Source organism: Leeuwenhoekiella sp. NPDC079379, from assembly GCF_044542075.1.
In the GTDB taxonomy this organism is placed as follows: domain Bacteria; phylum Bacteroidota; class Bacteroidia; order Flavobacteriales; family Flavobacteriaceae; genus Leeuwenhoekiella.
The window spans coordinates 276,036-290,406 of the sequence record NZ_JBITTU010000005.1 but is presented as its reverse complement, the minus strand read 5'-3'; the positions used below and the strand labels follow the sequence as shown (position 1 = coordinate 290,406).

Sequence of the window (14,371 nt, the reverse complement as noted above, 5' to 3'; positions counted from 1 at the left end):
TTACTTTACCGCTTGAATGGCTTCGATTAATTTTTTCATCTCGGGATTCTGTTCAAATTCAGCGTACATAGGTTGCACTAATTCTCTAAACGGTTCTTTCTCTGGTCTAATAATTTTAACCCCCGCTTTTTGAATTTCACTTAGCGCTTCCATTTCGGCTTCGTGCCAGATTTTTTTCTCATATTCTAGAGACTCCATCGCGGCTTCTTTTACCCACTTTTGTTCTTGTTCAGAAAGCTTATTCCAGATTACCGTACTTATTAATAATTCGTCTGGTAAAGCAGTATGCTCATCAACGATAAAGTATTTACAAACCTCGTAGTGATGAGATAGATAAAAACTAGGTAAATTGTTTTCTGCACCATCTACGACTCCCTGTTGCAGTGCTGTATATAACTCTCCCCAGGCGATTGGAGTAGGAGAACCTCCCAAACTTTTAACCATATTCATTGCGGTCTGGCTTTCCATCACACGCAACTTTAATCCTTTTAAATCTTCAGGATGCTCTACAGGCTCTTTTGTATAAAAACTTCTACTACCGGCATCATAAAATGTTAAGCCTTTAAGTCGTTGCGGAACACTTGCATTTAATAATTCTTCGCCTATAGGACCTTCTAAAACCGCAAAACGGTGGTCTGCATCTCTAAATAAAAATGGAAGTCCAAAGACTTTTAATTGAGGTGCAAAATTTTCTAAAACCCCAGTTGAAACTTTCGTCATGCCCAGACTTCCTATCTGCAAAAGTTCTAGGCACTCGCGTTCTGAACCTAATTGTTGACTGGGATAAATATCAAGAGATAATTTACCTCCAGATTTTTCTTCAAGACGTTCTCCCATAAAGACCATTGCTTTATGAACGGGATGTGTAACATCTAAGCCGTGAGCAAGTTTAATAACCCGCGTATCACTTATTTCGGCACAACTAAAACTGCTTAAAAGTAATACTGTACTTAGGAAGAATACTATATATTTTGAGTAAATTTTCATGATCTAATTTTTTTAACCAGATCAAGAGCTTCCTCAATTTTTGCTGTTATTGCGGTGTAATCAAATGCACCTTCAGCATTCTTAATAAAAAGTTTTGAGCCAATTCCCACACAGTGAACACCAGCATTAAACCAGGACTTTAAATTCTCTTCGGTAGGGCTTACACCACCTGTAGGCATTATACTCGCCCAGGGCAACGGACCCTTAACCGCTTTTACAAAATCTGGTCCACCCACTTGCTGACCCGGAAAAATCTTGACTACCTCTGCACCTAATTCTTCAGCATACGAGATTTCAGTAACCGAACCACAGCCGGGCATCCACCCCACTTTTCTGCGGTTGCAAGCCTTTGCCATTTCTGCATTTACAATAGGAGAAACTATAAAATCTGCTCCTAACTGTAGGTATAATGAGGTTGTACCGGCATCTAAAACAGACCCAACACCTAAGATCATTCCATCAAGATTGGCTTTAGCATATTTATTTAATTCGCCAAAAACCTCGTGTGCATAATCCCCTCTATTTGTGAACTCAAAAACACGAGATCCCCCATCGTAACAGGCTTTTAAAATCTGTTTACAAACTTCAATATCCTGATGATAAAAAACCGGAACAATTCCGTTTTCGTGCATTCGGGTAACCGCTTCTATTCGCGTATATCTTGCCATTATTTGTGTATTATCTTTTAATTCTTCCTCCTGTATTTCCGTGCATCACTTCTGTGATTTCTGCTACCGAAACAAGGTTTACATCTCCTAAAATGGTATGCTTTAAAGCACAGGCAGCATTTGCAAAATCAAGCGCTTTCTCGGCATCAAAATGTCTTAAACCATAAATAAGCCCTGCTGCATAAGCATCACCGGTACCTATACGATCTACTACCTGCGTAATTTCTAATTCAGACGTTTCTAAGTAGGTGTTATTAACCCAGGCTCTCCCGTAAATTTTTTGCCACGAGGCGCTTAAACCGGTACGTATTTTATCAAAAACCTGTGTGATATTGGGGCAGGCATTCAATAGGTATTTACTGGCTTCAATAAAACCTTCTTTATCTTGTTTAAATGAACTTCCTAAAATCTCATTAATCTCATTTACACCCCCAATAAAAATTGTAGATAAGCTTACCAGTTCTTTTAAAACTTCCTGACCATTACGGCCATATTGCCATAAATTACTTCGGTATGCAGGATCTGCGGTAATTTGTAATCCTTTCGCATTCGCGGAAACTAAAGCGGCCTTCAAAGTTTGATATGCTCCTTCTGAAATTGCGGGAGAAATCCCGGTCCAGTGGAAGAAATCTGCATCTTCAAATTGAATATCCCAATCTATTTCCTGAATATTAGCAAAGGAGCCGTTGAGTCTGTTATAAGCAATCTGGCTGCTGCGCATTCCCGAGCCTACTTCAAGCAAATATTGTCCTATAGGATGATTTACCTTTTGCACTGAAGAAACATCGAGGCCGTATTGACGCATACTCGCAATGGCTGCATCACCTACGAGGTCGTTAGAAACTGCTGTGATATGCTTTACAGATTCGCCTAAATATGATAATGAAGCACCTACATTCATCTCTGTACCTCCAAAGAAAAAGTCTAAAGAAGTTGCCTGCATTAGTTTACGATTCTCTGCAGGAGAAAGACGCATCAACACTTCACCAAAGGTTACTATGTTTTTTGTTTCAGCCATTAACTTTAAAAGTTGAAATAATTTTTAGCATTGTGATAACTTATATTAGCCACCATTTCACCGACTAGATTCATATCTTTTGGGATTTCTCCCGCTGCCATTTCTTTACCTAATAAATTACAAAGTATACGTCTAAAATATTCGTGACGCGGAAACGACAAAAAGCTTCTACTATCTGTAAGCATACCTATAAAACAACTTACCAGGCCCATATTTGAAAGCGCATTCAATTGTTTTTCCATACCGTCTTTCTGGTCTAAAAACCACCAGCCAGATCCCCATTGGACTTTGCCTCGTACACTACCATCATTAAAGTTACCTATCATCGTTGCAAAAATCTCATTGTCTGCAGGATTAAGGTTGTAGATGATTGTCTTTGCTAATTTGTCTTTACTATCAAGTGCATTTAAAAAGTTTGATAAACCTTCTGCCTGCTTATAATCTCCTATAGAATCCCAGCCGGTATCCGGGCCTAACTGACTAAGCATGCGCTTATTATTGTTACGTAATGCACCTAGATGAAACTGCTGTACCCACCCAAATTCGTGATACGCTTCTCCTAAAAATACCAGAATTGCGGTTTTAAATTGTTCTGCTTCGAGATGTGTTAATTGAGCACCGCCTCTTCGTTTTTTAAATAGTTGCTTAACCTCTTCTTCTGATGCCGGCTCCCAGGAAACATAATTTAAACCGTGATCACAAAGCGTGCATCCGTTTTCATTAAAATATTCGATACGCTTACGTAATGCTTCTTTTAAATCTTCATAAGCATCAATAGGAACCCCCGAAACGTCTGCTAAATCATCAAGGTATGCATTGTAAGTATCAGCTTCTACTAAGATTGCTTTATCTGGTCTAAATGCGGTACTCATTTTGAGTCCCGCTTTTTTAGCATCAAAAGCTTTGTGAAATTCGAGTGAATCTAGAGGGTCTTCTGTTGTACAAACGGTCTCTACATTCATTTTTTTAAGCAGCCCGTGTACGCTATACTCAGGAGTTTGAAGCTTTCGGTTTACCTCTTTATAAATAGCCGGTCCGGTTTCTTCATTTAGCAATTCATCAATATCAAAATAGCGTTTTAATTCTAAATGCGTCCAGTGATATAATGGATTACGCAGGGTATGCGGAACCGTTTTTGCCCAGGCTAAAAACTTCTCTTCATCTGTAGCATCACCGGTAATAAAACGTTCATCTATACCTAACGCACGCATTGCACGCCATTTATAATGATCTCCTTTTAACCAAACCTGAGTAAGATTTTCAAACTGATGGTCTGCAAGAATCTCTGCAGGTGGCAAATGATTGTGATAATCTATTATAGGCTGTGAAGCAGCATAATAATGATACAAATCTTCTGCAAATTTGTTTTGCAGTAAAAAATTATCTGTGATAAACGTGCTATTTACGTGACTTGACGTCTTAGTTGAACTCATTTGTATTAACGTATTACGATCTAAAAAAGAGATTTTATCTATGGAATAAAAAATTATCTACCCATCCAGCCACCGTCTACAGTCATCACATGACCACTCATATAATCGCTGGCTTTTGAAGCTAAAAATATTATAGGGCCTTTAAAATCATCTGGCTGTCCCCATCTGCCAGCAGGAATTCTTCCTAAAATTGAAGAACTACGCTCAGGATCGTCGCGCAATGCTTCTGTATTATCTGTTGCGATATATCCCGGAGCGATTGCATTTACCTGAACTCCCTTACCTGCCCACTCATTAGACAACGCCATTGTAAGTTGACCTATAGCACCTTTTGAAGCTGCATAGCCTGGAACCGTAATTCCGCCTTGAAATGTTAAAAGCGAAGCGGTAAAAATCACCTTACCACTACCTCTTTTTATCATTTCTTTGCCCATCTCCCTACTTAAAATAAACTGTGCATTTTGATTTACTTCAATTACTTTATCCCAGTATTCATCGCTGTGTTCTGCTGCAGGAGCGCGCAAAATGGTACCTGCATTATTCACTAAAATATCTATTGTTGGATTTTCTGCTTTTACTTTTTCTATAAAAGCATAGAGTGATTTACGATCTGAAAAATCACATTGGTAGCCAGTAAATTTTCTGCCGGTTTTTAAAACTGCTTTTTCTATTGCAGAACCTGAGGTCTCTAAAGAAGCCGAAACTCCCAAAATATCTGCTCCCGCTTCTGCAAGAGCTTCCGCCATTGCGAAACCTATTCCTCTTTTACAGCCTGTAACTAAAGCTGTTTTACCTTCTAAACTGAATAAACTCATGTTATTTTAAATCTTCTGGTGAAACGCCATCCATATCTCCATAATCCATATTCTCACCTGCCATTCCCCAAATAAAGGTATAGTTAGAAGTCCCTGCACCTGAATGAATAGACCATTCTGGTGATATTACTGCCTGGTGGTTTTTCATAAATATATGACGGGTTTCGTCTGGTTGCCCCATAAAGTGGCTAATGGTCTGCCCCTCTTCAAGATCAAAATAGAAATACACTTCCATTCTGCGTGTATGGGTATGCGCCGGCATTGTGTTCCATACATTTCCGGGAGCTAACTCTGTCATTCCCATTTGTAGTTGGCAAGTATCTACAACGCTGTTTACAAGAAGCTTGTTTATAGTACGTTTATTAGAATATTTTGTGTCGCCTAATTCAACAATTTCTGCTTCGTTCTTAGTTACTTTCTTGGTAGGATACGCGTGATGTGCAGGAGCTGAATTTATATAGAAATACGGCTGCTCTTCTGTTGCTTCAAAAATCACTTCTTTGACTCCTTTACCTATGTAAAGTGCTTCCTTATTTAAAAGTTCATAAACAGTACCATCAACAGTGATTTTACCTTTACCGCCTACATTGATAACTCCTAATTCCCGACGATCTAAGAAATTTTCGGCCTTTAAATCATCTATAGGCTCTAACTTTAAAGCTTTACTTACCGGGAACGCACCGCCCGCGATGTAACGGTCATACATCGTATAGGTTAGATTTATCTCATCTTTCACAAACACATTCGGAATTAAGAAATGCGCTCTAAGTTCTTGAGTAGTATATCTTTTCACATCTTCCGGATGGTGTGCGTATCTAAATTCTGAGTTTGTCATGGTTATTATTTTAAATATTGTAATTTCTTAAAGACGGTAATTTACGAATCCTTTTTTAAATGTAAAATATACATTTCTGTTTTATTACCGTTCTTACTTAATTATTGAACTGCTCTAAAAATAAGTTTAGATTTTTTAGGGCTCATCCTGTACTGTGTGGTAAATCGTAGGCAATTATTCTAGTACACCTTCTGCATCTAGCTTTTGAAGTTTCAGTTTTAAGTCTAGTTTAAAGCTTTCTTCATTGGTTATACCGTCTTTTTCCTGATCCCAGGCTGCTATAATGTAATAAGTTTGTGTTGCTACTGAAGGGTTAAACACTACTAAATGATCATGAGGCCCTTCTGCAACTGTAGCTTGCTCTGTCTTATAAAATAATGCCATTCCTAATTGATCATCTACTCCTGCAAGTGTTTGTTTACCATAGGTTGCTATATACGCCCACTTACCATTTTCACTAGTCTGCTCAATACGCGCAATATCATCAAACTTTACAATACCTGTAGCTAATCCTTCGATTGCAGAGCCTGGAGTTAAACTTATTTTTAAGAAACGATCTTCAGGAAAAATGCTTATTTCAGATTTAAGATCTGTAATCACCTCTCCTGTTTTCCAACCTGTATAATTTATAGTAACTGAAGAGGCCTCATCTGAATTATCAACTTTGGCAGTTGTTTTTTCTACCGTATTAAAATGTGCTATCGTATCTCCTGTAAAACGTCCATAACCACCTATACCCATAGATTTACCGGCTTTTAAAATGTCTTGTCCCCAGGGTGCATTTTCATGATACGAGTCAAAACCGTCCTGACCAACATATGGCAACACTAAGGTGTCTACGCGTTTCCCAAATATATCAAGAGCATTACGCCAGTCTAGATATAAACGGTATGCCACTTGCTTATTTTCCCAACCGGGACCTTCATAACGTATGTACCAGGAATGATCTGTATGGGCCGCTGGTACCTCCAGAAAGTCAACATTCTTAAAACTTCCCTGTAGATATTCTCTGGTCTCCGTATTCCAGCTTCCACCTTCTTTTATAGAGATTTCGGCATAGGTTTCTCCTTTCTTTTCTACCGAAACTTCTTTAATTTCATTTTCAGCTTTATCGTCTTTATTTTCTTTACAGGCTATGAATGCTAAAACTGCAAACGCCCCAACTATAAATCTTGATTTCATATTCTTATTTATTTGAATAATTATTAACGCTCTAATTGTAATGCTGCCATTATGAAAGGTCCTGTACCCTTAGGATCATTATCCTGCTTACTCTCGTTTACGTAATACTCAAAAGAACCGTCCCGGTAGGGATCACCTCCAAGACCGGCTACTGCACAAACCTGAGTTAGGGTAATCGTACCATCTTTATCTCTCACGATAAGTTGGTTTGTTAACCCATCAAATGCTTTGCTTGCAGCATCCTTAAATTTAGCATCTAAATATCCTTTATTAGCTCCTTTGGCAAATGAATATGCAAACATTGCACTACCGGAAGCCTCAAGATAATTACCTTCTTTATCACCTAAATTAGTTACCTGATACCATAAACCACTCTCATCCTGAAAGGCAACTATTGCCTCGGCAAGATTATTTAAATAGGAAATGAGTTCTTTACGCTTAGGATGCTCTTCAGGAAAGTAATCAAGCACATCTACTAAAGCCATTGCATACCAGCCTAATGATCTAGACCAAAAATGAGGTGAAACGCCGGTTTCAGGATTAGCCCACTTCTGCTCTTTACTTTCATCCCAACCGTGATACAGTAAACCGGTTTCTGCATCTAATGCATTTTTTTGAATTAATTCAAATTGTAGTGCAACGTCATCAAGACTCTTACCCTCATCAAATGTTGCCGTATATTCTGCATAGAAAGGTGCTCCCATATAAAGACCATCTAACCACATTTGAGAAGGATAGCGTTTTTTATGCCAGAAACCACCTTGAGAAGTTTTAGGATGATCTGCCAATTGTTTCATTAAAAGCTGCATCGCTTTTAAATATTTATCATTTTGAGACTTTGTATAGATAGGAAACAACAACTTCCCAGCATTTATCATATCTATATTATAATCTTCTAACTTATAAGTTGCAATAGCACCATCGTTATTAATAAGAGTGTCTGTATACTGCTCTGCGTAATCATAATACTTCTCGTTACCTGATACTTCATATAGATCTATAAAACCTTTTAAGACTAAACCGTGTACATAATCCCATTTAGCATCATCCCTGCCATCTATTTGATAAGCCTCTGGGTTACGCATCATAATAGACTCTGCCATTTGCACAGACCATAACTGCTGAGCTAACGTATCCTGAACTTCTACCTGCGTTATTTCCTTTTGTTTTGATGAATTATCCTTACACGAGGTAAAGCCTGACAGCAGCAGTACAAACACAAAAAAATTAATAAACTGAATTTTCATATTTTCTAAAATAAAATAGATTTATAGAACCCACTAAAACGATTGAAATGATAAAACACCATTATACAATCGATTACACAAACATAACATAGATTATAAAATAAACAAAAAAATGCGCGTTAATTCTATAAACTATTTTAAAAAATCTAAAATGATTTCCATTTTCTCAGATAAACTATAAAATAGTTGTTACTCCTAGCTAAAATCAAAATAATAAAATTATTGAAATGCTAGTACTCTGTAATTCAAACAATATTTGAATAAGCTCTAAGTATATGAAACTGTAATTTTCAACTTCAGTTCAAAACGACATTTAATCAATCAAGTTTAGAATAGATTTCTTTGGTTATTGTTAACATTCGATTCTTAGAATGCCTTAATGAACTAAGTTTTCGGCTTTTGATACCTAAAAATCACTGAAATTCAATTAAAAGAGGATATTAATATTTCCAACAATCTCTTTCAAAGTCATATTATTAAGATCAACTACACTAATTAAGATTCTTTTTTGTTAAAATATACCGAGTAAAACGTTTAACCTCTAAGATAACAGGAAAGTACAGGACGCCAAGCAACTAACAGCCCCCTACATTTGATTGCAAACGATTTCGCAATTATTTCGAACGTTAAAATTTCATTTTGTATTTAACAGTTTTTAAGAATGAATAAAAAATTACATCACTATTTAGTACTCTTTTCTGTGCTTGTTGCTTTGAGCAGTTGTAGCCGGGAAGAAGTAGATGAATATTACGCCCGTCCAGATGATTTAGAAGATCCCATTTTTCAACAACTCGAAGCACGGGGTAATTTTTCAAATTTCACGACACTTATTGATAAAGCAGGATACAAAGATATTTTAAGTAAGTCTGGTTACTGGACGATGATGGCTCCTAATGATGCTGCATTTACTAAATACTTTTCTGAAAACAATATTTCTAATGTTTCTCAAATAGATTCGGTTACTGCAGCAAAGATTGTACGTTACGCACTTATATATAATGCGTTTAGAACAGAACGCTTAAGTGATTATCAATCGAGTGGCGGCTGGGAAGAAAGTACGTCATTTAGAAGAAGAACAGCGTATTACGACGGTTTCCAAACTAAAACTATTAATGGCCAGTCTATGGTAGTTGTAGGTTCTAACCGAAATAATTCACTAGGTGGAGATTATTACATTCCCGGCGACAATAACAATAAATACCTCACCTATTTCTTAGATGAGTATATGACAAATGCAGGCCTAGGGGCAAGTGATTATAACTACTTCTTCCCTAACGCAACTTATACCGGTTTTAATGTGCTTAAAGCAGAAGCTGTGGAAACAGATATTGTAGCAGAAAATGGAATTATTCACGAAGTAAGTGAAGTCTCTTTACCATTAATCAACCTTGATCAGAAACTTGAAGAAAGTAGTAATTACAGTCTTTTTAGAAGTATGCTCGAAGACAATCTGGTAAATTACATTTTTGATCAGGATGCTACTACCACCTATCAAAACTTTACCCGTAAATCTGACAATGTATTTGTTAAGGTTTATGATGCAGCTCTATCGTTTTCCCCTAATAATGAGAACTATATTAAAGAATCTGACAATGATGGTCAAAGTGAAGCGTACACCCTAATTGTTCCTGAAAACACAATTCTTCAAGAGTTTGTTGATGATATATTACTTAAAAATTATTCAGCTCTAAATAAATTACCTAAATACGTTTTTGAAGACTTTTTTAATGCACATATGGTTCAAAGCGCTGTTTGGCCTTCATTAGCTTCAGGGTATAATAATGAACTTGGAGAAGATTTAAGAATAGATTTTAATTCTAATGTTATTGAAGCTCAGGTTTTAAGTAATGGTTTTTTCTACGGAACAAACAAAGTTCAAGAATCAAACTTATTTTACAGTGTATATACTTCTGCGTATTTAGATCCTAAGTTTACGCTGGCAACCAGATTATTTAATGATGGTTCTAGTTATCGTGAGATTATAAGTAATCTTTCTGGTAGGTATACCTTGTTTTTACCTTCTGATACGGTACTAGCAGAGCTTGGCTATGGTTATGATATTCCTACATCTTCATATACTTACACGTCTCCCGGTGGTAATGTCTTACCGGCAAACATTGCTAGATCACGTTTATTACGCGTATTGTTTAACGGAATAATACCTACTCCTAATGACGAATTAAACGATCTATCTGGATCAGGAATAATACGTTCTGGCGACTTTGACCTTCCGGGTGAATATATTAAATGGGAAAACGGGCAGGTTTATGCTGCAGGAAATGAAGTTTTAGAAAACCGAGTTAATATATTAGGTTTTGAAGATCAACGTAACGGTCGTACCTATTATATAGATAAACTTCTAGAGTTCAGTGAAGAACCACAGGGCCTTGATTTAAAAAGACTCGCAGAAGAACCCGGTTCTGAGTATGCTAATTTCTATAGTTTTTTAGAAAATGCTACACTTTATGATAGCAATGCGGGAGTTATAGATGGTATAGAGTTAGGTACGTCTTACACCTTTGTGATACCTAACAACGCAGCTATAACACAGGCCGTGAGAGATGGTGTACTTCCAGGAGACCCCACAACAGGAATTCCTAATTATAATCCCAGCGCTCAAGGTGAAAAAGATATAGTTGCAGACTTTATTAGATATCACATTTTAGCGACACGCACGGCGTCTGATGACGGGCTTATAAACGGTCTTACTGAAACCTTACTAAAAGATGAACTGGGCGAAAAAACCTATATAAATATTAGCAGCGCTCAAGATGACTTATTCTTTACAGATGCTGCAAATCGCGTTGCAAATTACATACCCGCTTTGAGTAACAATCTGGCAGACCGATCATTAATTCACCTAGTTGACAACTATCTTTTATATACAGAATAAGATGAGACAAAAAACTACCTATTTTTTATATTGTTTCACACTCCTATTGCTGGTGTTTTCAAGCGCTGCTTTGAATGCTCAAAACAGTGATTTAGTAGTACGTGGGACGATAACCGATACTAGTAATGGCCAGCCAATTCCCGGTGCAACAATTGCAGAACAAGATGCAGATAATCGTACCGTAACGGGTGTTATTTCAGATTTTGACGGAAACTTTGCAATGCGAGTTAAAAGCCCTTCAAATAAATTAGTGATTTCAACTCTGGGATATTCTTCGCAAACGATACAGCTTACCGGAAAAAGCAGTTACGCCATAAAACTTACTGCATCTGTTGATGAACTAGAAACTGTCATGATTACAGTAGATAAAAAAGTTGAAAGTGGTTTGCTAAATATTGCAGAACGCAACCAAACGACCAGTAACGTAACAGTTAACGCCAGTGAAGTAGAAAACACACAGGCAGCATCTATTGATGAAGCTTTACAGGGTCGTGTTCCCGGAGTTGATATTGTCGCAAACTCTGGTGATCCTGGTGCGGGTATGCAAATAAGAATACGAGGTACCTCATCAATTTCAGGATCATCAGATCCGTTAATTGTTGTAGACGGGATGCCATATGAAACCTCTATTCCACAGGATTTTAATTTTGGTACAGCAGATCAACAGGGTTATGCGGCACTTTTAAACATCGCGCCTTCAGATATCGAGAGCATTACCATTTTAAAAGATGCTGCTGCAACGGCAATGTGGGGATCACGGGCATCAGGTGGTGTTTTAGTAATTAACACAAAAAGGGGTTCTGTAGGATCTCCTAAAATAGGGTACAACTTTACAGGAACCTATTCTCAATTACCCAATACAATACCTATGCTTAATGGTGATCAATATTCACAATTGATACCAGAAGAGTTTATGAACCGGGATGGTATTCCTTTAAATACACTTACCGTTAAAGAATTTCAGTATGACCCACAGGAAGTTTATTTCTTTAAAAACTATGGTAATAATACAGACTGGGTAGATGCAATTTCTCAAACTGGTTTAACCGGCGAACACACTTTATCGCTTCAGGGTGGTGGTGAGAAAGCACGGTATTATACATCTGTAGGATATTACAATTCTAAAGGGGTTACTAAGGGAACCGGCTTTGAACGTATAAACGGTAGATTAAATTTAGATTATATCGTTTCTGACCGCATACGTTTTAGAACAGATATCTCGTACACACATACAGATACAGATCGTAATTACGTAAATACATTTGGTACATCAGATCGTGACAGATTAAGAAGTGTTGCATACACTAAAATGCCCAATATGAGTATTTATGAGTACGATGATGTGGGCGATCTTACACCTAATTACTTTTCGCCGGCAATAAATATACAAGGTGCTTACCCAAATACTTACAACCCGGTGGCATTGGCAGAATATGCCAGTAATAAACAAACGGGTGATCGTATTGTACCGCATTTTAACTTGCAAGTAGATTTAATCCCTAAACGTTTAGTATCTACATTTGACCTTCAGTTTGACTTTAACAGCACAAAGGCAAAAGCTTTTTTACCTCAAAATGCTACCGGACGCCCTATCACAGAAACGGTTGTAAACCAGGCTTCAGATGCAGATGTAGATGCTTCTACCGTAACGACTAAAACAAACCTAATCTATACCCCAGATTTAGGCGAAAAACAAAGTCTACAGGCGCTTTTTAGTCTGCAAACAAATGATTACAGATATGAGTCACACCAGGCTCTAACGGCTAACACGGCTTCTTCTTTATTAACAGATCCTTCAATCCCATCAAGAACGCAAAATTCTGAATTACGTCTGTACACAAATAACAGTCAGTCACGAAGCGTTGCAGCTTTAGTAAGTGCGCAGTACAGCCTGCTTGATCGCTATATTCTTAACGTAGGTGTACGAGGAGATGGTAATTCAAAATTTAGTGCAGACAACCGGTATTCGCTGTTTCCTTCTATCTCAACCAGATGGAGAGTTTCTGGAGAACCTTTTATGGAAAGTTTTGATTTCTTAGACGATTTAAGTTTACGTGCTAGTTATGGTCAATCTGGAGGTACACCCAGGTATGACTACCGTTATTTTAATATCTACGGAAACTTTGATACAGAGTATTTAGGCTTGAATGGTGTATATCCTCAAAATATTCAATTAGACAATTTACGTTCTGAAACACTTACCGGTAAAAACTTAGGGCTTAATCTTCAATTATTTAATAAGAAAGTAATTCTTGATGTAGATGTATATCAAAACCGAACTACTAATTTACTTTTTGAAAACTTATCAATTTCATCTGTCTCTGGTTACGGTAGTGTGTCTGACCAAAACGTAGGAACTATAGACAATCAAGGTTGGGAAGTAGGTTTATATACCACCCCTTACAAGTCTGACAAGTGGCAAGTAGATTTTAATTTCAACATCTCTCAAAACCAAAATATTATACGAGAGATTTCAGAATTCTTTCCTAGTGAGAGTGGTAATATAGATCGTAACGGAGAATTTAAACGTTTCTTACAAATTGATAATCCGTTTGGTTCTTTCTACGGGTATCGTTTTAAAGGAGTCTATACAGATTTAGAAGCAACAAAAGCAAGAGATGCAAATAACAATGTAATTATAGGTCCTAATGGTCAGGAAGTATTTATGCGATTTAATTTCCCGAGTACAGATTATGTATTTCAACCGGGAGATGCAATTTATGAAGACATCAATAAAGATGGTAATATAGATAGTCGTGATGTCGTATATCTAGGAAATAGCAACCCTAAATTTACCGGAGGTTTTGGACCTACAATAACCTTCAATGATCAGTTTAAACTTTTAATGTTTTTTACCTACAGATTAAACTATGACATTATAAATGGTACAGATATGCGCACCACAAACCTGTACTCCTACGACAACCAGAGTACTGCGGTATTATCAAGATGGCGTAACCCGGGAGATGAGACTAATATTCCCAGAGCTATTTATCGCGGTGGTTATAATTGGTTAGGTTCTGACCGCTATGTAGAAGATGCCTCTTTCTTAAGATTTAGATCTGCAACCTTTAGCTACAGTTTTGCAAAACCACTTTTAAGAAAAATGAAAATTGATGATCTGCGTGTTTTTCTAACTGCAGACAACTTACTCACATTTACAAATTACCGAGGTCAGGATCCTGAGGTTTCAAGACGTGGTGGTGATCCTTTTGAGATAGCTATAGATTACTCACGTACACCTCCTACACGCAGATTCACCATAGGTATTCAAACACGATTTTAAATATTAA

10 protein-coding genes are annotated in these 14,371 nt (G+C 37.2%); 2 read left to right on the top strand and 8 right to left on the bottom strand.

Annotated features, from left to right (window positions below; all coding sequences use genetic code 11):
* The 8 genes from ACIGAM_RS11510 to ACIGAM_RS11475 all read right to left on the bottom strand — a co-directional run bounded on the left by ACIGAM_RS11510 (position 1) and on the right by ACIGAM_RS11475 (position 8,185).
* Entirely contained in the window at positions 1–987 is a 987-nt protein-coding gene (locus ACIGAM_RS11510; RefSeq protein ID WP_396511580.1) for a TRAP transporter substrate-binding protein, read from the bottom strand.
* A complete protein-coding gene (locus ACIGAM_RS11505; protein WP_396511579.1) occupies positions 984–1,655 on the bottom strand; it encodes a bifunctional 4-hydroxy-2-oxoglutarate aldolase/2-dehydro-3-deoxy-phosphogluconate aldolase in 672 nt (223 codons plus the stop codon). Before ACIGAM_RS11505 ends, ACIGAM_RS11510 begins: the two co-directional genes overlap by 4 nt.
* Before the next feature lie 10 nt (positions 1,656–1,665).
* Positions 1,666–2,673, bottom strand: a complete 1,008-nt coding sequence (locus ACIGAM_RS11500; protein ID WP_396511578.1) for a sugar kinase — start codon at positions 2,671–2,673, stop codon at positions 1,666–1,668.
* Between the two features lie 5 nt (positions 2,674–2,678).
* Positions 2,679–4,106: a glucuronate isomerase gene (gene uxaC / locus ACIGAM_RS11495; RefSeq protein WP_396511577.1), complete on the bottom strand. Its 1,428-nt coding sequence runs from the start codon at positions 4,104–4,106 to the stop codon at positions 2,679–2,681.
* 53 nt (positions 4,107–4,159) lie between these two features.
* Positions 4,160–4,921, bottom strand: coding sequence for an SDR family NAD(P)-dependent oxidoreductase (locus tag ACIGAM_RS11490; protein WP_396511576.1), 762 nt, complete (start codon positions 4,919–4,921; stop codon positions 4,160–4,162).
* Between the two features lies 1 nt (position 4,922).
* Positions 4,923–5,756, bottom strand: coding sequence for a 5-dehydro-4-deoxy-D-glucuronate isomerase (gene kduI, locus ACIGAM_RS11485; RefSeq protein WP_396511575.1), 834 nt, complete (start codon positions 5,754–5,756; stop codon positions 4,923–4,925).
* A 174-nt stretch (positions 5,757–5,930) separates the two neighbouring features.
* Entirely contained in the window at positions 5,931–6,938 is a 1,008-nt protein-coding gene (locus ACIGAM_RS11480) for a DUF4861 family protein (protein ID WP_396511574.1), read from the bottom strand.
* Between the two features lie 23 nt (positions 6,939–6,961).
* Positions 6,962–8,185, bottom strand: a complete 1,224-nt coding sequence (locus ACIGAM_RS11475; RefSeq protein ID WP_396511573.1) for a glycoside hydrolase family 105 protein — start codon at positions 8,183–8,185, stop codon at positions 6,962–6,964.
* Positions 8,186–8,846: 661 nt separating this feature from the next.
* Between ACIGAM_RS11475 and ACIGAM_RS11470 the strand changes: the two genes are divergently transcribed.
* Complete coding sequence (locus ACIGAM_RS11470; protein WP_396511572.1) at positions 8,847–11,078, top strand: fasciclin domain-containing protein; 2,232 nt, start codon at positions 8,847–8,849, stop codon at positions 11,076–11,078.
* A 1-nt stretch (position 11,079) separates the two neighbouring features.
* Positions 11,080–14,364: a SusC/RagA family TonB-linked outer membrane protein gene (locus ACIGAM_RS11465; RefSeq protein WP_396511571.1), complete on the top strand. Its 3,285-nt coding sequence runs from the start codon at positions 11,080–11,082 to the stop codon at positions 14,362–14,364.
* Positions 14,365–14,371: the final 7 nt, after the last annotated feature.